The organism is Mycobacterium asiaticum (genome assembly GCF_001673315.1).
GTDB classification, from domain to species: Bacteria; Actinomycetota; Actinomycetes; order Mycobacteriales; family Mycobacteriaceae; genus Mycobacterium; species Mycobacterium asiaticum_B.
In genome coordinates this window covers 55339-77776 of the sequence record NZ_LZLQ01000141.1, presented here as the reverse complement: position 1 = coordinate 77776, position 22438 = coordinate 55339, and the positions used below count along the sequence as shown (strand labels likewise).

30 protein-coding genes are annotated in these 22438 nt (G+C 63.7%); 16 read left to right on the top strand and 14 right to left on the bottom strand.

Annotated elements, in window-relative coordinates; genetic code table 11:
• From A5636_RS22885 to A5636_RS22855, 7 genes are all read left to right on the top strand, one after another.
• The coding region (locus A5636_RS22885; RefSeq protein WP_172827300.1) for a GatB/YqeY domain-containing protein at positions 1-281 on the top strand (281 nt) is incomplete at its 5' end.
• Between the two features lie 97 nt (positions 282-378).
• Positions 379-1365, top strand: a complete 987-nt coding sequence (locus tag A5636_RS22880) for an LLM class F420-dependent oxidoreductase (RefSeq protein ID WP_065160906.1) — start codon at positions 379-381, stop codon at positions 1363-1365.
• Between the two features lie 141 nt (positions 1366-1506).
• Positions 1507-2436 (top strand): SRPBCC family protein, encoded by a 930-nt coding sequence (locus tag A5636_RS22875; RefSeq protein WP_065160905.1) that lies wholly within the window; start codon positions 1507-1509, stop codon positions 2434-2436.
• 1 nt (position 2437) lies between these two features.
• Positions 2438-3607, top strand: coding sequence for a zinc-dependent alcohol dehydrogenase (locus tag A5636_RS22870; protein ID WP_065160904.1), 1170 nt, complete (start codon positions 2438-2440; stop codon positions 3605-3607).
• Positions 3608-3620: 13 nt separating this feature from the next.
• The gene (locus A5636_RS22865; RefSeq protein ID WP_065160903.1) at positions 3621-4184 is read left to right on the top strand and encodes a type 1 glutamine amidotransferase domain-containing protein; all 564 of its coding nucleotides are present in this window, start codon (positions 3621-3623) and stop codon (positions 4182-4184) included.
• A 105-nt stretch (positions 4185-4289) separates the two neighbouring features.
• Positions 4290-4982 carry a HemK2/MTQ2 family protein methyltransferase gene (locus A5636_RS22860; protein WP_065160902.1) on the top strand — a complete coding sequence of 231 codons (693 nt, stop codon included), beginning with the start codon at positions 4290-4292 and terminating at the stop codon, positions 4980-4982.
• Positions 4979-5185: a CDGSH iron-sulfur domain-containing protein gene (locus tag A5636_RS22855; protein ID WP_065160901.1), complete on the top strand. Its 207-nt coding sequence runs from the start codon at positions 4979-4981 to the stop codon at positions 5183-5185. The genes A5636_RS22860 and A5636_RS22855 overlap by 4 nt, the downstream gene beginning before the upstream one ends.
• 33 nt (positions 5186-5218) lie before the next feature.
• Here A5636_RS22855 and A5636_RS22850 read toward each other — a convergent pair whose 3' ends face one another.
• From A5636_RS22850 to A5636_RS22825, 6 genes are read right to left on the bottom strand one after another with little or no spacing between them, the layout of a single operon-like run.
• A complete protein-coding gene (locus tag A5636_RS22850) occupies positions 5219-6235 on the bottom strand; it encodes an iron-containing redox enzyme family protein (RefSeq protein ID WP_065160900.1) in 1017 nt (338 codons plus the stop codon).
• Between the two features lie 43 nt (positions 6236-6278).
• Positions 6279-8522 (bottom strand): SpoIIE family protein phosphatase, encoded by a 2244-nt coding sequence (locus A5636_RS22845; protein WP_065160899.1) that lies wholly within the window; start codon positions 8520-8522, stop codon positions 6279-6281.
• A complete protein-coding gene (locus A5636_RS22840; protein ID WP_065160924.1) occupies positions 8519-9118 on the bottom strand; it encodes a SpoIIE family protein phosphatase in 600 nt (199 codons plus the stop codon). The genes A5636_RS22845 and A5636_RS22840 overlap by 4 nt, the downstream gene beginning before the upstream one ends.
• A gap of 31 nt (positions 9119-9149) precedes the next feature.
• A complete protein-coding gene (locus tag A5636_RS22835) occupies positions 9150-9560 on the bottom strand; it encodes an anti-sigma regulatory factor (protein ID WP_155763960.1) in 411 nt (136 codons plus the stop codon).
• A complete protein-coding gene (locus A5636_RS22830) occupies positions 9550-9945 on the bottom strand; it encodes an STAS domain-containing protein (protein ID WP_065160898.1) in 396 nt (131 codons plus the stop codon). Before A5636_RS22830 ends, A5636_RS22835 begins: the two co-directional genes overlap by 11 nt.
• Before the next feature lie 11 nt (positions 9946-9956).
• Positions 9957-10835, bottom strand: a complete 879-nt coding sequence (locus A5636_RS22825; protein WP_065160897.1) for an STAS domain-containing protein — start codon at positions 10833-10835, stop codon at positions 9957-9959.
• 189 nt (positions 10836-11024) lie between these two features.
• On the opposite strand from A5636_RS22825, the gene A5636_RS22820 reads away from it, so the two are divergent.
• The 5 genes from A5636_RS22820 to A5636_RS22800 all read left to right on the top strand — a co-directional run bounded on the left by A5636_RS22820 (position 11025) and on the right by A5636_RS22800 (position 14480).
• Positions 11025-11393 carry an STAS domain-containing protein gene (locus tag A5636_RS22820; RefSeq protein ID WP_065160922.1) on the top strand — a complete coding sequence of 123 codons (369 nt, stop codon included), beginning with the start codon at positions 11025-11027 and terminating at the stop codon, positions 11391-11393.
• Positions 11394-11706: 313 nt separating this feature from the next.
• On the top strand, positions 11707-12105 hold the full coding sequence (locus A5636_RS22815) for a heme-binding protein (RefSeq protein ID WP_065160896.1): 399 nt from the start codon (positions 11707-11709) through the stop codon (positions 12103-12105).
• Positions 12106-12187: 82 nt separating this feature from the next.
• Complete coding sequence (locus tag A5636_RS22810; protein WP_065160895.1) at positions 12188-12694, top strand: DUF6328 family protein; 507 nt, start codon at positions 12188-12190, stop codon at positions 12692-12694.
• Positions 12695-12818: 124 nt separating this feature from the next.
• Entirely contained in the window at positions 12819-13868 is a 1050-nt protein-coding gene (locus tag A5636_RS22805; protein ID WP_065160894.1) for a DNA topoisomerase IB, read from the top strand.
• 30 nt (positions 13869-13898) lie between these two features.
• Positions 13899-14480, top strand: coding sequence for a PAS and ANTAR domain-containing protein (locus A5636_RS22800; RefSeq protein WP_155763959.1), 582 nt, complete (start codon positions 13899-13901; stop codon positions 14478-14480).
• A gap of 14 nt (positions 14481-14494) precedes the next feature.
• On the opposite strand, the gene A5636_RS22795 is transcribed toward A5636_RS22800, so the two are convergent.
• From A5636_RS22795 to mbp1, 4 genes are all read right to left on the bottom strand, one after another.
• Positions 14495-15499: a helix-turn-helix transcriptional regulator gene (locus A5636_RS22795; protein WP_253900673.1), complete on the bottom strand. Its 1005-nt coding sequence runs from the start codon at positions 15497-15499 to the stop codon at positions 14495-14497.
• Between the two features lie 11 nt (positions 15500-15510).
• Positions 15511-16716, bottom strand: coding sequence for a glycosyltransferase (locus tag A5636_RS22790; RefSeq protein ID WP_253900672.1), 1206 nt, complete (start codon positions 16714-16716; stop codon positions 15511-15513).
• Between the two features lie 115 nt (positions 16717-16831).
• Complete coding sequence (locus A5636_RS22785; RefSeq protein WP_437339857.1) at positions 16832-17590, bottom strand: STAS domain-containing protein; 759 nt, start codon at positions 17588-17590, stop codon at positions 16832-16834.
• Positions 17591-17697: 107 nt separating this feature from the next.
• Complete coding sequence (gene mbp1, locus A5636_RS22780; RefSeq protein ID WP_065160891.1) at positions 17698-17934, bottom strand: microaggregate-binding protein 1; 237 nt, start codon at positions 17932-17934, stop codon at positions 17698-17700.
• A 195-nt stretch (positions 17935-18129) separates the two neighbouring features.
• On the opposite strand from mbp1, the gene A5636_RS22775 reads away from it, so the two are divergent.
• Positions 18130-18387, top strand: coding sequence for a DUF7218 family protein (locus A5636_RS22775; RefSeq protein WP_065160919.1), 258 nt, complete (start codon positions 18130-18132; stop codon positions 18385-18387).
• A gap of 1 nt (position 18388) precedes the next feature.
• On the opposite strand, the gene A5636_RS26320 is transcribed toward A5636_RS22775, so the two are convergent.
• Together A5636_RS26320 and A5636_RS22770 are read right to left on the bottom strand one after the other, a co-directional pair.
• Positions 18389-18553 carry a hypothetical protein gene (locus A5636_RS26320; protein ID WP_155763958.1) on the bottom strand — a complete coding sequence of 55 codons (165 nt, stop codon included), beginning with the start codon at positions 18551-18553 and terminating at the stop codon, positions 18389-18391.
• Positions 18554-18584: 31 nt separating this feature from the next.
• Positions 18585-19169 carry a nucleotidyltransferase family protein gene (locus tag A5636_RS22770; protein WP_065160890.1) on the bottom strand — a complete coding sequence of 195 codons (585 nt, stop codon included), beginning with the start codon at positions 19167-19169 and terminating at the stop codon, positions 18585-18587.
• A 267-nt stretch (positions 19170-19436) separates the two neighbouring features.
• On the opposite strand from A5636_RS22770, the gene A5636_RS22765 reads away from it, so the two are divergent.
• Together A5636_RS22765 and A5636_RS22760 are read left to right on the top strand one after the other, a co-directional pair.
• Positions 19437-20381 (top strand): acyl-CoA dehydrogenase family protein, encoded by a 945-nt coding sequence (locus A5636_RS22765; protein ID WP_065160889.1) that lies wholly within the window; start codon positions 19437-19439, stop codon positions 20379-20381.
• Complete coding sequence (locus A5636_RS22760) at positions 20378-21139, top strand: endonuclease/exonuclease/phosphatase family protein (protein ID WP_065160888.1); 762 nt, start codon at positions 20378-20380, stop codon at positions 21137-21139. Before A5636_RS22765 ends, A5636_RS22760 begins: the two co-directional genes overlap by 4 nt.
• On the opposite strand, the gene A5636_RS26685 is transcribed toward A5636_RS22760, so the two are convergent.
• Both A5636_RS26685 and A5636_RS22755 read right to left on the bottom strand, forming a co-directional pair.
• On the bottom strand, positions 21140-21310 hold the full coding sequence (locus tag A5636_RS26685; RefSeq protein WP_172827299.1) for a hypothetical protein: 171 nt from the start codon (positions 21308-21310) through the stop codon (positions 21140-21142). It abuts the gene before it with no gap.
• A gap of 38 nt (positions 21311-21348) precedes the next feature.
• Positions 21349-21888 (bottom strand): cysteine hydrolase family protein, encoded by a 540-nt coding sequence (locus tag A5636_RS22755; protein ID WP_065160887.1) that lies wholly within the window; start codon positions 21886-21888, stop codon positions 21349-21351.
• Positions 21889-22102: 214 nt separating this feature from the next.
• Between A5636_RS22755 and A5636_RS22750 the strand changes: the two genes are divergently transcribed.
• A complete protein-coding gene (locus A5636_RS22750) occupies positions 22103-22402 on the top strand; it encodes a DUF4193 domain-containing protein (RefSeq protein ID WP_065160886.1) in 300 nt (99 codons plus the stop codon).
• Positions 22403-22438 lie beyond the last annotated feature (36 nt).

Sequence of the window (22438 nt, the reverse complement as noted above, 5' to 3'; positions counted from 1 at the left end):
GCTGGGGGCAGGTGGTCCTCTGGCTGATCGCCGTCGGCTTGTTCGCCTACGGTCTGTTCTCGTTCGCCGAGGCGCGCATCATCGACGCCTACCTGCCGACTCCGCTGACCGACGCGGAGGTAGTCGACGTGGTCGAAACCGCGATCGCCCAAGTCGCCGAGTCGCTTGGGCATAGCCCGAGCATGAAGCAGATGGGCATGGTCATGAAGGTCGCTACCGGTATCGCCGAAGGCAAGGCCGATGGATCCCGACTTTCCGCGGCGGTCAAAGACCGACTCTGAAATCGGCCGATCCGCGGGACGACGTTTCTGCGCCGTTCTGGCCGGGGCCGTGTCGCGGGCGTCGTTTGTCATCCGGGTGTCGGGGTACCCGAATGCTATGGCGAGGTTTGGCTATACCCTGATGACGGAGCAGACTGGCCCGAAAGAACTTGTGCGCGATGCTATTTCGGCGGAGCAACGCGGATTCGACTTCGAGGTCTGCAGTGATCACTACTCCCCGTGGCTGGCGTCGCAGGGGCACGCGCCCAACGCCTGGGCGGTGCTTGGCGCGGTCGCGCACGCTACCGAACGCGTCGACCTCTACTCCTACGTCACCTGCCCCACGATGCGGTATCACCCAGCAGTCGTCGCCCAGCAGGCGGCGACCGTGCAGATCCTCTCTGACGGCAGGTTCACCCTGGGGCTGGGCAGCGGCGAGAACCTGAATGAGCATGTCGTCGGCAAAGGCTGGCCGACCGTCGAACGTCGCCAGGACATGCTGCGCGAAGCCATCAAAATCATTCGCGAATTGTTCGGCGGCGAACTGGTGAACTGGAGCGGAGAGTATTTCCAGGTGGACTCCGCGCGACTGTGGGACGCGCCGGAGGTGCCGCCCGGCATCGCCGTAGCCATGGCGGGTGACAAGGGTGTCGAGAAACTCGGCAAGCTCGCCGATCACCTCGTCGCCGTCGAGCCCGACAAGGAACTGGTGGACGCCTGGCACACGGCCCGGCAGGTCGGCGGTTGGCCGGGCGCCGGGCGTGTGGTCGGACAGATTCCGGTGTGCTGGGATCCCGATCGCGACGCGGCGATCGCACGTGCGCATGACCAGTTCCGCTGGTTCGCCGGCGGTTGGACGGTCAATGCCGATCTGCCCACCCCGGCGGGTTTTGCCGGCGCTACCCAGTTCGTGCGGCCCGAGGACGTTGCGGACAGCATCCCGTGCGGGCCGGACTTGGACGCAATCGTGGAAGCGGTGCGGCCTTTCTGGGAAGCCGGTTTCAGCGACATCGCGTTGATCCAAATCGGTGGCCAGTCCCAAGAATCGTTCTTGAAGGATGCAGCGGAACCCCTGCTGGAGGCGTTGCGCGCCGCCGCTAATTGAGCGCCGACGAGTTTGGGTGGTCGCCGCGCGGGTATGGGTCGATGAAGCACGGCGAGTCGGATCCGCCCGGATCTGGCCCCGCATCCAACATGAACGACCGGCCACAGGAATCTGCCATCCGGCAGTGCGAGGAGTTTGGTGATGAGCGATTCCGCAGCGAAGACAACCACGACATTGGTAAAGGGCCTCGGCGTGGCCAGCGTGGGCCTCGGCCTCACCGAATTGTGGGCACCAGGGAGCGTGGCCGCACTCGCCGGCGTGGACGAGACGCAGCGATCACGCGCCGTCATTCGCGCCTTGGGCCTTCGCGAATGCGGCCATGGCGCAGCGCTTTTGCTCGGACCGGAAAAGCTGGTTTGGACCAGGGTGGCCGGCGACGTGCTCGACCTCGCGGTGCTGGCCGCAGGGGTGGCCCGGCGCGGCCCGGGCCGACGACGGCGCGGCATCATCGCCGCGGTCGCGCTATCGGCAATCGGCGGCGCGGACCTCTATGCAGCCCTGCGCACCAGCGGTAACGATCGTCCGCGGCACGGCGGCGAACGCCGGCATCAGACCCTGCGCGCGGCGATAACCGTCCAGCGTTCACCGGAATACGTGTACGGTTTCTGGCGCAATCTGGAGAACCTGCCCGAATTCATGTACCACCTCCAGTCGGTCACCGTGGACGCCGACGGACGAACACATTGGGTTGCCAACGCGCCGGTCGGACAGCCCGTGCAGTGGGACGCGGAGATCACCGAAGACGAACCCGGCACGCGAATCGCCTGGCAGTCAGTACCTGGCTCAGGAATTTCGAATAGCGGCTGCGTCGATTTCACGCCCGACAACTTCGACAAGGGCACCGAGGTGCGGGTCACCATGGCCTACGAGATTCCCGGCGGCGCGTTGGGTAAAGCCTTCGCGACCCTGTTGGGCGAGTCACCCGATCAGCAGGTCAACGATGACCTGCGTCGGTTCAAGCAGATCTTGGAGACAGGTCAGGTCATCCGTTCCGACGGGTCGCCGGACGGGCCGGTTTCCTTCCGTCAAATGCATCAAGAGCCGGCCCAACCATCCAGCAAGGGGGCATAGCATGAAAGCCACGATTTGGGCAGGACGCAATAGCGTTGAGGTGCAATCGGTTCCGGATCCCAAGATCCTCAACGACCGCGACGCCATCGTGCGGGTCACCTCAACCGCCATCTGCGGCTCGGATCTCCACCTGTACGACGGCTACATCCCCACCGTCAAGCACGGCGATGTACTGGGCCACGAGTTCATGGGTGAGGTAGTCGAAGTCGGTAAAGGGGTGCACAACCTGGCGGTCGGCGACCGGGTGGTGGTGCCGTTCCCGATCGCGTGCGGGGCGTGCTCAGCCTGTGATCGTGACCTCTACTCGCTGTGTGAGAACTCAAATCCCAACGCCGGGATCGCCGAGAAGTTGATGGGCCACTCGCCGGCCGGCTTGTTCGGGTATTCGCACATGCTCGGCGGATTCGCCGGGGGCCAAGCCGAATACGCGCGAGTGCCGTTCGCCGACGTCGGTCCGCTCAAGATCGAGGATGACCTCACCGACGATCAGGTGTTGTTCCTGTCCGACATCCTGCCGACCGGTTATATGGGTGCCGAGATGTGCGACATCCAGCACGGCGATGTCGTCGCGGTGTGGGGTGCCGGACCGGTTGGGCTGTTCGCGATGGTCAGCGCGATATTGCTGGGCGCCTCACAAGTCATTGCCATCGATCGGGTTCCGTATCGGCTGGATCTGGCCCAGCGGCTGGGTGCAACACCACTGAACTTCGAAGAGACATCGGTACTAGGTGAACTGCAGGACATAACCGCCGGACGCGGCCCCGACCACTGTATCGACGCGGTCGGCATGGAGGCACGCAACAGCACCACCGTGGTTGATGCCTACGACCGCGTCAAGCAGGCTATGCGGCTGGAAACCGAACGCCCGCACGCACTTCGGGAAGCCGCGATGAGTTGCCGTAACGGAGGCACCATTTCGATTGTCGGCGTCTACGGCGGCATGATGGACAAATTTCCCATCGGCGCGGTGATGAACCGCTCGTTGACCATCAAGACCGGCCAATGCCACGTGCATCGTTACATGCGTCCGTTGTTGGAACGGATACGCAAGGGCGAGATCGACCCGACGATGATCATCACCCACCATCTGAGTCTTGACCAGGCACCGCACGGGTACGAGATCTTCAAACACAAGCAGGACAGTTGCACCAAGGTTGTCCTCAATCCGTAAAGGAGCTGAAGCGATGTCAAACGAGTTGGACGGCAGGAAGATTGCGATCTTGGCTGCCGACGGTGTGGAAAAGGTCGAACTCGAACAACCGCGCGAGGTGTTGCAACAAGCCGGTGCGCAGGTGGCGGTGTTGTCGCTGAAGTCCGGCGAAATCGAAGCGCGCAACCATGATTTGGAGCCGGCGGGACAGATCGCTGTGGACCAGCCGGTATCGGATGCGTCGGTGGGGGACTACGACGGACTGGTGCTGCCCGGCGGCACCGTGAATCCTGACAAGCTACGACTGGACGACACGGCCGTATCGTTCGTCCGCGAATTCGTCGACTCGGGAAAGCCGGTCGCGGCCATCTGTCACGGTCCGTGGACGTTGGTGGAAGCTGGTGTGGTGGCGGGACGAAGGATGACGTCCTACCCCAGCATTCGCACCGATTTGCGCAATGCGGGCGCACGCGTGGTCGACGAAGAGGTGGTCGTCGACGGCAACCTGATCACCAGCCGTTCACCCAGAGACCTCGACGCTTTCTGCTCGAAGTTGGTCGAGCAATTGGCCCATGCTTCGGCTGGTTCGACTCAGTAGCACGACCATGCCGGGCAATTCGGTTTTAACCCAGCTGTTTGCGGGCATTAACACGCCGAGCCGTGACCGCCGCGGCCGAGTTCTGAAGGTCGAGAAAGGCTTGCCGTGACGACCACGTACCCAGCGCCGGGTGACTCTCTGGTCGCCGAAAGGGTGTACCAGCCGCAATCCGACTCTTTCCTGCTCGTCGACACCATGCGACGGACGGGGTTGATTCCAGAGCGCAGGGTGCTCGACCTCTGTACCGGCACCGGATTCATCGCTATCAACGCAGCCGAAATGGGTTGCGCCAGTGTGACAGCCTTCGACATCTGTCCGCACGCCGTGCGGTACACGCGCGGCAATGCCGCCAACGCCGGCGTCAAAGTCGATGTGCGAGAGGGTTCTTGGGCTAAGGCCTTGGACTACGGCCCGTTCGACGTAGTCGTCTCCAACCCGCCGTACGTGCCGACACCTCCCGAGGACGACACGGACGCGATCCCGTCGACGGCCGGGCCGTCATGGGCGTGGAATGCGGGATTGGACGGGCGGTCGGTCCTGGATCCGCTGTGTGAGGCGGCGCCGAAGTTGATGTCTGACGGCGGATCACTTCTGCTGGTGCACTCCGGCCTGGCCGGTACCCGGCAGACACTTGATGCATTGCGCGCAACTGGGTTGGATGCCTATGTTGTTGCCAGAAAATTCATTCCGTTCGGACCGGTGCTGACGGCGCGGGCCGAGTGGCTGGAAGAGACCGGCCAGATATCGCCCGGTTGCCGGGAAGAGGAACTCGTGGTGATTCGAGCAGACAAGCTGTGAGCACCACTCGCGTGCAGGTAGTGCCCAATGGGCCGGTGTTGGTGTCCGGTCCGGTGTGCATAGAGATGCCCGGCGGCGAAGTAGTGGAATCAGACCGGTTCATGGTGGCGATCTGCACCTGCCGACGGAGCCAGGAATATCCGCTGTGCGACACCAGTCACCGCCGGTGCCGCAGCACCAAAGTCAAAAGCATGCTCAGCTGAGCAAAGTCAAAAATCATGCTCAGCTAAGCATGCTCAGCTGAGTGGTCGCCGAAGCGAAGATTCACCGCGTCGCCAAGACGACATGACGGTATCGGCCAGACGATTCTCCACTGCGGCGTGCGCTCGAATTCCGAAGACGACGTCCTGGTCCAGTTGTGGTTCGCGAGCCACCAAGTCACCGACCACCGCTTGGCGCACAACATGCTCGTGCACGGCATCGGCTTCGACATGCTCGCGGTAGAACTCGATGCATGGCGCGGGTGCCTGCAATCGCTGCAGGGCCTGAACCATGCGCCGGGAGCCCGGGGGCGAGGTGATTTCGGTGGAAGCGAAGTGGCCCACCGCCGCGCCACGCCAGCGCCGGTGCAAACCGAACAGCGACATTAGGTTCACCACGGCCAGTGCTTCGGCGGGTACCGCGTCGAGATACCCCAGATACGTCGAGTCCAGATCCGCGGCGTCAAGCAGGTCGGCGAAGAGTTGCTGGTGCATCCGCGGACCACGACCCGCGCCGTACTCGTCGAATTCGACCGCGACGAACGCCGCCTTGGCGGTGCCGGTCAGTCGGGGAATCGCGAACGCGTGTGGATCGGCTTCTTTGAGGTGATAGAGCGACCGGTGCACGAAATATTCGCGCATTTGTTCCCACGTTCCGCTGTCACGCAGGAAGTACGACGGGCCAGTCCCTTCCGCCGGTTCGATTGTGATGGCCTCCATCTCGGCCGCGGCGGTGTGGTCGGCATCGATAGGTCCGACATCACGACGCACGCCAGCCAGGAAAACGCGTTCAAGCTCCGCCCGCAGCGCGAGTAACGACGGGTTCCATTCCCACTCGGTGTCCACCGAGGCAAAACCCCGGTAGTGCAGTTCGTAGCACATGTAAAGGGCCAGCTGCAGGTCCAGGCCGTAGGGGTCCGCGTCCCGTACCGAAGCACTGATGCGTCCAGACAGTTCGCGGGAAGGCGGTGCGGTCAAGGTGCGGCGCACCGCGGTCGACAACGGGCCGTGTGCCGCGGGCAAGGCAGGGTCGAGTGCGATCGCAATGGTCACAGGTTTGTTTTACCCCCAAGCCAGCCATGCAAACGGCACGGCTTTAGTGATCCTGTCCGTCCGAACCATCTCGGGTGACCCGAAAGACCAGATCGATGGTGGTTCCGTCGCCACGGTCCTGCACCTGCATGGACATACTCATCGCGCGCATCAGCACCAATCCCCGGCCGCTGTTGCCCGGGGTTTGCGCCGGTGGTTGCCACCTGCCGGAATCGATTACCCGGGCGTGTATCTCGTCGCCGATGAGTTCCACTTCCAGCGACATGTCTCCGGTGTCCTGTCCCGCATCCCGGCCCACGTACGCGTGCTCGACGCAATTGGTGCAGGCTTCGCTGAGCACCAGCACGATGTCCCCGGCCTGCACTTCACCGACCTCGGCCGCTTGTAGCCAGGACGTCAACCGGCGGCGGAGCGGAGCCAGTTGTTCTGCAGTGGCGTCGGTCTCTATCCGCAACGGCGCCAACTGGTGCCGGTACACAACCATCGCAACGTCATCGTCATACCCGGCAGGCGGCGCCAATTGCGCCAGCACAGTGTCGGCGACAGCGTCGATCGGCAAGGCAGCGGATTCCTTCAAGACCGCAGCGACACGCCCGAGGCCTTCGTCGATCGACTCGTGTTTGCGCTCAACCAGTCCATCGGTGAACAAGATCAGGGTTGCTCCCGGCGACAGCACTTTGGCGGACTGCGGACGAGTCTCGTTGCGGCGGACGGCGAGCGGCACCGAGCTGGCATCGGTCAGCATTATCGGAGTGTCCGAACCGGACCCGGCAAGCACTGCGGGCATGTGGCCGGCGTTGCTGTACTCGAGCACGCCGGTGGTGGTGTCGAGAATCGCCAGGAATACCGTGGTGCAGTAGGCATCCGGGATCAGGGATGCGGCCGCGTCCAGTTGTTCCAGCAGCACCGCCGGTTTGGCGCCGGTGAGTAACAGGGCTCGGGCCGAACTTCGCAACTGGCCCATGATCGCAGCGGCCGGCAACCCGCGCCCGACGCAGTCTCCCACTACGATCCCGATGCGGTCACCGGCGATCGGAAGCACGTCGTACCAGTCACCCCCGATTTCCAGCGGTGGGACCGCGGGCTCGTAGCGCACAGCGAAACCGTTCGGCGGCGTCAGCGGCGGCAGCATGGCGCGCTGCAGTGTGAGCGATGTGACCCGCGCGCTTTCGAACTGGCGGACATGCTGAATGGACAGACTGAGGTGGCCGATGAGCACCGTGATCAACAGCCGGTCCTCAGCGGACACCCAGCGCGGCACCCGCAACTCCAACCACAATGCGACGTCGGCGGCACCTGAGAGCATCACCACCAAACCCTGTGTCCTGCCGTCGGAGTCTGGGCGCGCGACCGTCTTCGCGGTCAGCGGCAACTGGTGGCGTGCGTCCTGGAAGGTGTGACGCAACTGCAAATCCATTGTGCGCCAGCTCGTTTCGGGCGGCTCGCCGGCGGCCACGACGGTAGGTTCGCCTTCGCCCGGCGGCCACATCACCGCGACGACGCGGCTCACATCGAGTGCAGTACGGCATTCGTCCAGGGTCGTCGCCAGCACCTCGGCCACGCTCTTGGCCACACTCACCGAGGTAGCAAGGCGCATGACCGCGCTTTCGCGGGCGGCGAAGGCCCGCTCGGCGGTGACATCTCGAACGGTGCCCACGTACACGGCGTGCTCGCCACCGGATCCCCGAACCGCGTTGATGCTTACCGCAGCCCAGACGAGATGCCCGTCTTGATGGCGGACCGGAATCTCGTACTGGGCGCTGCCGTGTTCGCGGACCCGTACCTGGTGCTCGGCCGCGGTCCGCTTGTCGATCAGCCACGGCTGCGGCCACCGGTACGGCAGTCCTTCCGGCGGATAACCCAGGATCTCGGCGAAGGCGCTGTTCATCTCGATCACCGCGCCGTCCACATCGGCGACGAAAAAGCCCTCCTGCAGAGAATTCACCAGCGCGGTGCGGAACTGCTCGCGGTCGGCCAGACTCTCGGCGCGGGCCCGCTGCTCCGCGTATCGCTTTGTGCCATCAAGGAACCCGCGGGTCGCCACATCGAGTGCGGCGAGTGTCTGCAACAAGAACTCCAGTGCGGTCGCGGCATCCACCGACGACGTCCTGGACAGTTCGTCGACCTGCCGGAAGTGGTTCTCGATGATGTCGAGCATGCTGACCTGCTCCCGCAGGGCACGCCGGCCGAGGTCGTACCCTGCGGCCAGGCTGTCCTCGTCGCGCGTGTTCACATAACTGTGTAATGCGGCGACGTATTGGTCGTGGAAATCGGCGGTGTACGTCATAACGAAATACCCCGGTGACGCGCGGCCAGCACCATGGCGTCGTCGGTTTCCTTGCTGTGCTTGCTCAGAATCTGTTCGGCGATGTCGGCGGCCGAAGCGGCAAAGTCGATGTGGTCCAAGTGGTCCTTGGTTATGCCGTCGCTGGCGATCACCAGCAGATCGCCGGTACGTATCGAAACTACCTGTGCGGGACGGGTTTCCGGGATGCGGTAGCCGACAATGCCGCCGACAAGTCGAGCGCTGGATCGGACCTGCACGCCGCTCACACCCTTGGCGACCAGATTGGCGGTGACGTTGCCTATTCCGGCCCAGCTCAACTTGCCGGTGGGAAAGCTGATCTGCGCCAACGTCATCGCCGCACCTCTGGTCCCGATCAACACGCGGTGGCAGAGTGCGATCAGGACCTCCAGGCGTTCTCCTCGCGCACCGGTCAACGCATCGGCTGCCGCGAGCGCCGCAGTCGCGGCCGCCGGACCATGACCCAGTCCGTCCAGGACGCCGAAGAGGGCGACGTCCCCGTCGACATCGACCGCGACCGCTTGGTCGCCGCACTGCGATTCACCCGGGCGTGAGCGGCCTGCCGTCGCCCATTCGATCGGCCCGAACCGCCCACCCGATCGGGAATGATCAGGCACGAGCCGGCACCCATTTCCACATCTCGACTACTGTCCCGTGGCCCAGCGCGGACTCCACGATCAACCGATCCATCAACCGCCGGGCGCCGGGTAGGCCCATGCCCAAGCCGCGGCCCGTGGTGTAACCGTCTTCCATGGCGCGGTCGATGTCGGCGATGCCGGGACCGTTGTCCTCAGCCCGAACCACCAGCGCCCTGCGGCCCTCCCGGTCGGCGATGGCCACCCGAACCTCACCCCGCCCGGCGTAACTGGTGATGTTTCGGGCGATTTCGGAAATCGCGGTGGCGATCATCGTGACGTCGGTCAGCGAGAATCCTTGGTCCAAAGCGAGTTGGTGCCCGGCTTTGCGGGCCGCGACGATGTCGTCGGAGGTGTTGATGGCGATCACGGTCTCACCCGGCACCGTCGGGCCCGATCGTTGTCTTGCCCAGGCCGAGACCCAGATCCCGGTTCAGCAGCGCAATGCCTTCTTCGAGGTCCAGCGCGGTGCTCATGTCGTCGAAGACGAGCCCCAGTTGGACCATCGCGAACGCCACTTCCGGCTGCAATCCAACGATCACCGTGGTGGCACCGCGCAGCCGCGTCATATGCGCAATCGTCCGAAGCGACCGGGCGGCGAACGAATCCATGACGTCGATGGCGGTGAGGTCGACAACGATGCCCTGGGCGCGGAACCGGCTGACCCGCTCCATCAGATCTTCGCGCAACTTCTCGGTGTCGGAGTCAGTCAGGGCGGCCTGAACGGTCGCGATCAAGATCGCGCCTTGTTTCAGGATCGGTACTGCCATGGGGAGCCGGATTATTCGCCGGTGCGGGTGACTTCGTAACCCAGCAGACGTTCGGCTTCTTCAATACCGCCCTGCAGGTCACCGACGGCGTTCATCTTCGACAGGTCCAGGCCGATCGTCACCAGTGTGAGGGCGATCTCGGAGGATAGGCCGGTGATGATCACGCTGGCCCCCATCAGTCCCGAGGCGTCGACTGTCTGCACCAGGTGATTGGCGACTGTGGAGTCGATGGTGGGCACACCGGTGATGTCGATGACGACGACCTTCGCGCGGTTGGCCCGGATCGCCCGCAACAGTTGTTCGGTGACCTGCCTGGCGCGCTGGCTGTCCAGCACGCCGATGATCGGCAGAATGAGCAGCTGCTCGCGCACCTGCAATACCGGTGTCGACAGCTCTCGGATCGCCTCCTGCTGCTGCCGAATGATGCGCTCGCGTTCCTGGACGAAGCTGACGCCTACGGTATTGGCGATGCGGTTGGCCGCGGGCTCGTAGGCGTCCAGAACTCGGTTCAGCATGCCGAACTCGGTTTGATACTTCTCGAACAACGAGCGGGCCAGCACGTCGCGGAGCAACAACACAATGCCGAGCACCTCGTCTGTCTCCACCCCCCGGGGGATGATCCGCTCGGACAGGTCCCGGGCGTAGTCCTGTAGGGCCTCGACGCTGCCCGTCTCCAGCACCTCGACATAGTTGTCATAGACGGCGGTCGCCTCGGAGAAGATCTCGTCGGGGGTCATCGCGGTGAGCAACTCCGCTTCGGTGATGCGACGCGCCCACTCTTCACGCAGCGCGGTTCTGTTCCGGCGCAGGTGCTGCACCAACTGGGGTAACAAACCTTCGCTGGAGACGCTTGTACCGGTGCCGCTGGAATCCGCCGACGATTCAGACATATGGCCCTCAACCCCTCCAAGCCCGCATGGCTTACCCAAGGTCCGCGTCGCGCCTCCGCTGGGCGCAGGTGCTATGGGAGGAGAGTAGCTTGGGCTGTGACGTGGGACATGTTGAGGTCTTCTTCTTCTCGCAGTTAGTGCGGCGGGTTAGGCTTGCAGCACACCGAAGACTCGGACAAAGGATCGCCGTTGTCAGCTCCTGATTCGATCACCGCCACGGTCTCCGACCATGACGGAACCATCGTGCTCAGCATCGGCGGCGAAATCGACTTGGTCACCGCGCCGGCCCTCGAAGAGGCCATCGGCGAAGTTCTTACCGACAATCCAGTAGCGCTGATTATCGATCTGTCCGGGGTGGAGTTTCTTGGCTCGGTGGGTCTGAAAATCCTGGCGGCGACGTTCGAGAAATTGGGTGATTCCGCGGGGTTCGGTGTGGTGGCCCGCGGACCCGCGACCCGGCGGCCGATTCACTTGACCGGGCTGGACAAGACCTTTCCGCTCTACCCGACGCTGGACGACGCTTTGAGCGGCGTACGCGACGGCAAACTCAACCGTTAGCGGAGCCTCGCCGGCCGCGGCGGGCTTTTCAACAGCGCCCCGAGATAACGGTTTCGTCACGAATGAAGATCACAACTCTCTAAGAAGTCTTCGTAGTTTCTGAGGAATCTCAATATTCGTTGGCTAGCTTGCTTGTTTGCTTAGCTAAATATGCCACTTGAGTTGCTCGTGTCACACATTTCTCAGCGGCTGCCACAAGAGCGCGTTCGTTGTGCGCGAACGGGACCGGGTGCCCCTTTTCGCCTCCGCTACTTTGGAATTCGGGGTTTCGGGACCTCACCGATCGGTTCACTCATTCGGAGGAACATTCATTATGAAATTCAGCAGTATCGTCGCGCGTCGGCGCGTTGCCGGCATGAGCGCCGGTTGTCTGCTCGGGGGAATCGCTATGGGTATTGCCGGCGCACCGTCAGCGGCGGCGGCTCCCGATTGCAGTCCGGATGGCGTGCGGGCCACCGTTTCCTCGGTGACCGGCGAGGCGCAGCAGTACCTCAGCGGCCACCCGGGTGCAAACCAGGTGGTATCGGCCGCTTACGGTCAGCCCCGTCCGGAGGCCGCCGCCAACATTCGCGGCTACTTCACCGCACACCCCAACGAGTACTACGACCTGCGCGGCATTCTGGCGCCGATCGGGGACACCGAGCAGCAGTGCAACGTCTCGGTGCTTCCGCCGAACCTGGCGTCGGCCTACCACGAGTTCATGGCAGGCTAAATTCGAGGGTTAGTTTCCCGGTCCTGAACGACCCGTCACATCGAGGTGGCGGGTCGTTCGGCATTCGGGGGATGATCACGGAGTGGATGTCGATCATCCGGAACGCGACCAGCAGTGGGATAGTCGTGAACGCGGTGAGACCGAACAAGAACGTCTGGACCGAAACTGGAATAGCCTGCTGCAGGAGCTGCGGGTGGTGCAGACAGGCGTGCAGCTCCTCACCGGATTCTTGTTGACGCTGCCCTTTCAAACGCGCTTTGACGCCATGAGCGAAAAGATCCGGGTCGTCTATCTGGTGACGGTCGGTTGCTCGGTGGCTGCCACCGTGTTCCTCATCGCCCCTGTTGGCATGCACCGCTTGTTGTTCCGCCGACACCGGATCTCGGTGCTGGTGTCCGCCGCCCATCGATGCGCCTATGCCGGCCTCCTGCTCTTGGGGCTTGCCCTGACCGGGGTGACGGTGATCATTTTCGACGCGGTGGCCGGTGGGGCCGCCGGCATCATCGCGGGTGTGTGCGCGCTGGTGTTGTTCGCTGTCTCGTGGCTATTGGTCCCGCTGGTGCTGCGTAATGGGCGCAAAGGGGCCTAAGGGCGTAAAGAGGGCCCAAGGGCGTAAAGGGGCCTAAGGGGCCTAAGGGTGAGGTGTAGCGCTTTAACTCGCCGGGTAATTCAGCTTCCAGCCGACTCGAGTCGGGGGAAAGCGGAGGACTGACATGCGGCTACGCCGCAGCGTGCTGAGCAAGCCTGGCCTTACGCGCAAGCGCCGGGGCAAGGGTTTCGCGTATTACGGTCCCGACGGCGAATTGCTGACAGACGAGGTAACGCTGAAGCGGATCAAGGATCTGGTGATTCCCCCCGCCTGGAAAAAGGTATGGATTGCGCCATACGCCAACGGCCACATTCAAGCGGTCGGCACCGACGCCGCGGGCCGTCGTCAGTACCTCTATCACCAGAATTGGCAGCAGGAACGTGCCGAAGAAAAGTTCGACCGGGTGGTGGAACTGTCCAAGCAACTGCCGGCATACCGTGACCGGATCGCGCGGGATCTGGCCGGACGGGGTTTGACGCGTGATCGGGTGCTGGCACTGGGGCTGCATCTCGTGGACCTCGGCTATTTCCGGGCCGGCGGTGAGCAGTATGCCGAGGAGAATGAGTCATACGGTCTGGCGACGCTGCTGTGTGAGCACGTGACAGTGCGTCGCGACGCGGTGGCGTTCGACTACCCGGCCAAGAGCGGGGTGCGACGCACCTACGAGGTCGAGGACGCCGAAGTGGTCCGTGCGGTGCGTGCGCTGTTGCGCAGAACTGAGCCGATCGAGCGATTGCTGGTGTGCCGCAACGCATCCGGGTGGGCTGAGGTGCATGCAGACGATCTTCGCGCGCGATTCAAGGAACTTGTGGGCGAGGAATACAGCCTCAAAGACCTGCGGACCTGGCACGGGACCGTGTTGGCCGCCGTTGCGTTCGCCGACGCCGACCCAGCGGTGTCGCAACGCGTCGCCAAGCGGGTCGAGGCAGCAGTGATGCGCGAAGTCGCCGAGGAGCTGGGCAATACTCCGGCCGTCGCGCGGGGCTCCTATGTCGATCCGCGGGTGGTAAGCGGTTACCGACAGGGGCTGACGATCGCATCGGCGACGCGGCGGGCCGAACGCAGCCCGCGCCCGCAAGCCCAGCTGATCCTGGAAAAGGCAACGCGCACGCTCATCCGTCGGGTAGCCAGAAGCGAGGGCGCAGGGGCAATGGAGCTGGCGAAGACGGCCTAAGTCCGCACATATGCGAATAACATGTAGCGCGTGTGCGCAGATTCTCGGCGGAAGAAGGGCCGCCGGTGGCCGTCGGTGGGGAGATTCCGTTACCTCGCCCGCGAGAACCGCTGGGAGTGGTCGGACGAAGTTGCGCGGATGCACGGTTACGAACCCGGCAGCATCACGCCGACAGCCGAACTGCTGCTTCAGCACAAGCATCCCGACGACAAGCCGACGATTGCGGAGGTGATCGAGCAGGTGCGCCGGCACGGCGCCGCCTTCAGTAGCCGGCACCGAATCATCGACACCAACGGCGACGTGCACGTCGTGGTCGTGGTCGGGGACCGGTTTTCCGCGTCGGACGGCAGATTGCTCGGTATCGGCGGGTTTTACATCGACATCACCGATCAGTTCGACGCCGACCTGCAAAGGCACCTCAGCGACGCATTGATGGCCGTCGATTCGCGTCGGGCGGTGATCAATCAAGCGATGGGTGTCCTGATGCTGCGATACGGGGTCGACTCCGACTCGGCCTTCGACCTACTGGTCAAGCAATCGCAAGAATCGAATATCAAGCTCCGAGATATCGCCGAAAGCCTTGTCGCCGGACTCGAGACACAGGACGGATAACCCGCAGACCACACTCACTGCTGCAGTGTGGTGTGGGGACTCTGACCGTAAGTGCGGCGGTACAACGCCGCGAACCGGCCGGTGTGGGCAAAGCCCCAGCGTTGAGCCACTTCGCTGACGGTGTTGGTGGATCGATCGCTGGAGATCAAGTCTTGATGGGCGTGGTGCAGGCGCACCCGGCGCAAAAACTCGGTCGGAGTGGTGTCCAGGTGCTGACGAAACAGGTATTGAACCGCGCGGGGTGTCAGTCGAACGGCAGTCGCCACATCGTTGACCCCGATACCGTGCCCGGCGTGGCGATGGATGAACGACACCGCGCTTTTCAGCACGGGCGGGACCGCCGAACTGCTCAACAGTGCTTGTTCGGCGTTGACGTTGGACGGGAAGCATTCCAGCGTTGCGGCACCCAGCAAGTGCGCTGCAGCACTGATGATCAATGGCTGCTGATCCGTCCCGGCGGATTCGAAGCTCTCGACCACGTAATCCACCGCCCGCACCCAGGCGCGTGCCGCCTGCTCCGAACGCGGCCGCCAATCCATGAACTGCACTTGCTGCGGTAGGGGGCCGCTTCGGTCGGCGGCAACCTTACTGAGCAGTCGCAGGTCCAGGCTCACCACATGAAAACGTGCGTTGTCAGCCCACAGCACGCAAGGCATGCCGGCTGTCGCGATCACCGCGGTCTCAACTCTGCTGCCCCGTTCTCCGGCGACAGTCAGCTTGCCTGCGCGCGGCTGAATCACCACAAGCGATTCGGCGGTGTGGATTTCGTAGCCGGCCCGGCCCTGCAGCTCCACTTCGTCCAGCAAGAATGATTCGGCTTGGAAGCGGCGATGGGTCAGTGCCGACCCCGCGGTGAGGTTGCTGATGCGCCAGCCCGGTGTGTAGGCGCGTTCGAAGAATCGCTTCGCGGCCTCACCGTCGGTGGTGTGGAAATGTTCGTGTTGCAGAGCCCCGGCCGATCGAGTGTCCGGTGAGCGGTCGGTGTTCCGGTGTTCGTTCTCGCCGACGGCGGTTAGCACGGTGCTGCGTCCTAAACGATGGAGTGGCCGCGCGCGCGAGGTACCGTGCTCCGGCGCTGCGGCAACGGCGAGCTCGCCTGCTCATAAATGCTCAGTGCGTCCATGGCGATCCTGTCCCAGGTGAATCGCGACAACGCGCGGGACCGGCCGGCCGATCCCATGCTCTGGCGCAGAAAGCGTTCTGATTGAACGCTTTTCAACGCAGAGTGCAATTCGTGCGGTTTTGTCGGTGACACCAGCATTCCGGTCACACCGTGGATCACGGTGTCGATCAAGGCGCCCACCGCGACACCGACGACGACGGTGCCGCTGGCCATGGCCTGCAAGGCCGTGGTTGCCTGCGGCGCATTTTGAGGCGTGCACGCCACCACATCGGCCGAGCGCAGCAACGATGGAAGCTCTTCCGGAATCACGTTGCCCAAGAACCGGACTCGATCGCTGACCCCTAATCGGCCGGCCAGGCTCTCGATCTCACGCCGTTCGCGCTCCGGGTCGGTGGGCCCGATGCCGGTCTTGGCAAGCATTAATTCGGCACCAGGCAGTTTCGGGAGAACGCGAATCGTCTTATCAAAACCGTTGCGCGGCATGGCATTCGACTCGACCTGGGTAATTCGATGCAGGTCGCTCTCGGAACGCTTCGGCCCGGTGGGGGCAAAGCGTTTGATGTCCACTCCTGTCGAAAGGACCGCGAGGCAAGATCGGTGGCGCCGCAGCTTGGTGAGCGACTCGAGTTCCTCGCTGCTGCCGCCCGTCATCCAGGTGGCACTACGAATCAACAGCGGCTCGACGCGCGCGCGTTCCATGTCGTCGGCCGCCGCCGTCGGGGACAGCCCGTGACAACTCTGGACCGTCGGTAGGTTGAGCCGGCGCGCGGCCAATTGTGCGGCCAACCCACCGAGCCAGCCGAATGCATGCACGACGTCGGGCGGGTCGATTGTCCAGAGGCGGTGCAACTCGCCCGCCCATTCACCCACGAAAGGCAGCACCTCTCGCGGCGGTTGAGTGATTGCCGGACCGGCGCTCACCGGCACGGTACGGAAGGTGCGCTCGACTACCTCGGACGAGTATTCGTTGCGTCGCCGTGGATAGGCCGTGACGGCGTGCCCATGGTCGGCCAATGCTGAACAGAACTGCAGATGCCATTCACCGACGTGGTCCGCCGCGAGTTCGTCGTACTCGGTATAGGCGTCGTCGCCGCAGACAATCGCAATTTTCACTCTGACTTCACTCCTGCACATCTCCTGCCCGTCTCATGGCTAGCGATGGGTTACCCGAGGGCATGAGGCACAAACTGGACCGGCCAGTTGGTTCGCTTACTGGATAGTCAGGAGTTCAGAGCTGGTTCTCAGAGCCCAGTACCGCCCACACCGTCTTGCCGGATGAGGTTGGGGTGCTGCCCCAGGATCGGCAGAGCACCGAGGCAATGGCCAAACCCGATACGGTGTCGAGGCCGCGGCCGGCATCCTCGAGTCGCGTCGGCGGGTGCGGGCTGCAATCCTGCACAGCGACGGTCAGCAGGTTTTGACAGTTCTCCAGGATCAGTACCGGCGCGCTGTCGGTGTGTTCGAGCACATTTTCGACGAAGACGGTTGCCACGGTGCCGGCTACCGGAATCAGGTGGCGCTGTGACCAGGTGGTCAACCACTCCTGAATCCTGACCCGGGCAAGTCGGATACTGGCGCGGGATCGGGGCAGTTCCCATCGCGCAACGCGCCGGCTAGTCGAGGCGAGGGCGTCGGCCGCCTCCAGCGCCGCCTCGCGGGACGAGTGGACGGGGACGTAGCGGTTCACCCCGCTCGAGGCGATGGCACGGCGACAGACGACGTCATTGCACGCCAACAGAATCGGGGTGTTCGGCCAGGTGCTTACATGCCAGCGGGCACTGGCGAACACCGACCAGGCCGAAGGGGATGGCACCGACAGCCGGTTGACGTCGACGACAACGGCCCGTGGCTGTTCGAGAGCCGCTTTGATTACCGAGTCGCGAACGCAGCGATATGTGGAGCTGTCCAGTACGCCGTCGGCGGTCACCAGCGACGCACTCGTTTGGCGATGGATGTCAATCAGCATGGCTGAACGGGATTCACTCACCGGCGATCCAGCCCTGCCCAAACGGCCCGCATCATCGCTGCCAATACACGTTGGATGGAGAACTGCGGTCCCAGCCGAGTGACTGGGACCGCAGCGCAGAAAGCTGCTTACTGGTTCTCTTTTTGGCGCTCTTCGGCGGCCTTGGCGCCACCACGCGCGGATTCCGCTTCCGCCTCTTTCTTTGCGGCGTCGCGCTGGGCGTCTGCTTTGTCTTGCTGCGCCCGCCCTTCGTGCTTCATGTCATCGCTACCGGTGACGGTGCCGAACGCCTCTTTCGCCTTGCCCTTGACTCCCTCGGCGACACCCTTCGCACCTTCTGCGGGACCACTGTTGCTGTCGCTCATAGCTTTTCCATCCGTTCTCGATTACTTTCACGTCGCCGCCGGACCGGCTGCGACGCAGCGCGGTGTGTGAGTTCCCGGTTGGCGCGGGATGAAACAGCCGGCCCCGGAAGAACCAAGTCGACTCGATGGTTTGGCCTGCGTCGGCACGGGCACTCTGGCTACAGCGTTGCGTATCACGCCTAGGAGGTGGCCACTGTGCCAAATTCTTCGATCAAGAACGAAAAGCTGTACAAAGACCTGCGTAAAAAGGGCGACTCGAAAGAGAAAGCCGCGCGAATCTCCAACGCGGCAGCCGGACAAGGTAAGTCGAAGGTCAGCAGCAAGGGCGGCAAGGCCGGCTCGTACGAAGACATGACCGTCCCGCAGTTGAAGAAACGCGCCAAAGAGCTTGGGCTGTCCGGCTACTCGAGCCTGACGAAGGACAAGCTGGTAGCCAAGCTGCGCAACCACTGATCTAGTCGGGCGGCTCTTGCTCCGGCTCGGGGTCCTCGACCGTCGCCTGTTCACGCTCGGAGGCATTGCCGGGCACGTTCTGCTCGCGGCGTTCCTCGGTGACGTTGTTCTGCATCTCGTCGACGACCTCTTCGAGGTCGTCATCACGGCTTGGAAGTGAATCCATGGTGTCCTGAGATACCCCGGGTCGGGGGGTTTTACTCGCGCAGACCCAACCGGTCGACCAGCACCAAAAACGCAGCGGCGAAATCGTTGTCCGCGGTCTCGAGTTCGATACGGTCCCAGTCCAGTTGCTCGCGGATGGCTCGGGCGGCCGGAATCAGCTTCGTGAAGTCGCAGTAATGCTCGGTGAGGGCTCTCAGCTTCTGGATGAACACGGTTGTCGGCGGTAGTACCGGCATCGTGATGGCAAGTACTACGCGGTCTTCGGCGCAAGCCAAGGTCGACGCTTCGACGATCCGGCCGTTGACCCTGTGCAGAACGTCAACCACCGCTTCGCCCGCGCATGCCTTGAACAACCAGTCCTCTGGGGGCCGTTCGACCGTGAATCCGGCTTTGCCGAGCACAGTCGCGGCAGCGGCCACGTCCGTTTCGGCGACCACGATGTCGACGTCATGCGTTGGCTCCGGCGCGCCGTAGGCCCACAGTGCGTAGCTGCCGGCCAGTGCGAAAGGCGGCCCGTGCTCTTTGAGGGCGGAGGCCGCACACCGCAACGCTTCCCGCAGCTCAGCGCAGGGCGGATCGTTACCGCCTTCGGTGGCGCGTTGGTGGATCGAGGTCATGATCGCTACCGCATACCCTGTCCACGCCGCCCGCAACCTGGCACCCGGGTGTGTGGTCCGCAACCGTTTAATCGGAGGTCAAACGGGAAATTTTTCAGCTATGTCAGACGCAGCGTCGCGTGGTGCCAACCGGCGACGCCGCCTGCGTAAATCGCCGATTGGTATCGTTTTCCAGTCGGAGAATGCCACCTCGGCGCGAATCCAGGCTCGGGCGCCACGCGGATTTGCTGATCACTTGAGCAAACTTTCGGCGACGGGGGTTGTCGCATGACTGCAGGTTTGGTGCAGCACTGGCTGGAATCGGGACGATTGGAATTGCCCCTGCCGGCTTCCGGGTATACCGCTGAACGTTGGCAGCAGCTGGCAGCGTTGGCCGAGGACGATATTGCGGCGGCGCGGATCGCCGAAGCCCACGTCGACGCGGTCGCGATATTGCACGAACTGGGCGGCAAGCCACCGGAGCCCAGCCAGTTGTGGAGCGTCTGGGCAGTCGAATCGGCCGACGCCGTGCTGAGCGCGACCAACATAGCCGGTGACGAGTTCCTACTCAACGGCACCAAAGTGTGGTGCTCTGGCGCCGGATTCTGCTCAAACGCCTTGGTGTCGGCCGTCATCGAGGATGGTGAACTAGGCCTGTTCGCGGTCACCCTCACCGATCCGGGGGTAAAGCCCTTGCCGAGCAGCTGGTGGAACCCCGGTATGGCCGGAAGTGATACCCGCTCAGTGCAGTTCAACAATGTGCACGCGATCCTGGTCGGGGAGCCCGGCGACTACTTGGCCCGGGCCGGGTTCTGGCACGCTGCGACCGGTGTCGCCGCGTGCTGGATCGGGGGAGCACGCCGGGTCGCCGATCCGCTCTATCGATGCGCGGGCAGCGAATCGGCCGACGCATATGCGCTGTCGCACCTGGGTGCCGTCGACGCCGCCCTCGCCGCCGGAGACGCGATGCTGGCGGTGGCTGCAGCTCAAGTCGACGCAGATCCGTTCGACCGGTCCGGCACCGCTCAACTGCTGGCCCGCCGGGTACGGGCGGTAGTGGAACATGCGGTGGACGAGGCGATAACCCGCACCGGACGCGCTCTCGGGCCCGGGCCGCTATGTCAGGATGGTCGGCATGCCCAGCGGGTCGCCGACTTGAGCATTTACATACGACAAAGTCACGCCGAACGCGATCTGGCCGAACTCGGACGCTTGGCCGGGCGGCGCCATTGAGGGTCGCCACCTTCAACATCCTGCACGGCCGCACGGTCGGCGACGGAGTGGACCCGGACCGGCTCCATGCATGCATACGCCAGCTGGATCCAGACGTACTTGCCTTGCAAGAGGTGGATTTCGACCAGCCGCGGTCAGGCCGGGCGGATCTCACCGCTGCGGCAGCCGATGCGATGAATGCGGTGGAGCACCGCTTCGTGGCGGCCATTGCCGGCACGCCGGGCGCGACCTGGATGGCCGCGACCGGGCGGGAACAACCGGGCACCGCGGCGTATGGGATCGCTCTGCTGTCCCGCTATCCGGCGACCAGCTGGCAGGTGGTGCGGTTTGCGCGCATCCCGGTGCGGTTCCCGATGTACCTGCCCGGACCCAACAAAGTGATGATCGTCGACGAAGAACCGCGTGCGGCGGTCATCGCACGACTACGGACTCCATTGGGCGAGATGACGGTCGCCAATACCCATTTGTCGTTCGTGCCCGGGTGGAACCGGCGTCAGCTCCGCCGTCTGGTGCGCGACCTGCGCGGACTGCCCGGCCCCCGGTTGCTGTTCGGAGACCTCAATCTCAAGCCGGCCGCGGTGCATCGCTGGACGGGCATGCGACCGCTGGCGTCCGCGGCGACGTTTCCTGCGCACGCCCCTGATCGCCAACTCGACCACATCCTGACCGACGACCGGGAACTGCGCGGCGGCAAGGTAGCGGCGGACTTGATGCCCATATCTGACCACCGGCCGCTGGTGGTCGACCTGCACCGGTAGTCAGCTGTCCTGGCTGCGTGCCTCCGCGCCGGTTTCACCCGCGTCGAAGTCGTCATCGGCGGCGGTGCGTCCGACATAGTCGCCGTCGTCGGCACGACCGGCACGTGATCTGGACTGGTGATCCTCGGATTCCACGTCTGACTCAGCCTTTTCGGGCTTGGGGTCGAACATCGGGCACCTTTCCTGGTTGGTCTTTGGGGGCCTGCGGTTTACGGCAGGCAGCGCGCGGCGGGGAGTAGTTCGGCGCTCATGTTGCGTTCCATCATCTTCAGTGCCGCCGCACCGAGATCTTCGTCGATGTGGGCGACCGCATCGGAGGGAACCACCACCTCGTAATGACGGAGGTATCCGTCCAGCGCGCTGTAGAGGATGCACTGTTCGGTGACCTGTCCGGCGAGCACAATCCGCTCGGTTTCCAGGCGGTGCAGAAGGTAATCGAGTGCGGTGGAATAGAAGACGCTGTGCCGCACTTTCGTGATGATCCGGCTGTCGGGTGGCGGAATCAGGGGCTTGACCAGTTCGGGCCGCTTGCCCTCCAGCGCGCTGTTGATGATGGCGCGATGGTCAGCTGTGAAGTCACCGTGGTTGTCGTTGACGTAGATCAGATCGACGTCGTCGTGTGACTGCGCGTCGCCTATCAGGCCAACCAAGGGATCGATGATGTCGGCAACGTTGTCGGCCAACGGCTCGGCGTCGGGATGGTCGTAGTCGTTGAACATGTCGATGACGAGCAACGCGGTTTTACTCACGAACGCTTAGTACCCGCTCTGCCTTGGCTCAACAGTGATCTCGAAAACAACGGGTAGTCGAGGCGGCGCTTGGAACGGGTGATTGACCCGTGGCCTTAGCACATGCCCAGATTTTCCTGCACACGGGTGTGAGCGGGATTCGAACTGGGTACTGCCTGTGCCAACGGGCGCACTTGGGAGGTGCAAAGCCCGGTCACAGCAGGAGGGAAATGCCATGCCTACCGTCAGTGATTACGACGCACGCCGCGTGACCGAGGCCGACGCCGCCGACCGGTCCACCTTGGGCGAGCTGGGCACGATGCCCAAACTAACCACCGTGTTGGTGGACGACGACCCGAATGACTCGCCGTTCTTCGAACTTCCGGGTGCGGATCTCTCCGGCGAAGAGCTCTCGGTGGTGGTGATTCCCCAACGCTCCGACGAGTTCACCTGCTCGTGCTGTTTCCTGGTTCAGCACCGCAATCGGCTGCGCATGTCCAGCGGTGGACGACAGATTTGCGCCGACTGCATCTGAGGTTGCCGTTGACCTAGGCGCCGCTGGCGTGTTGTG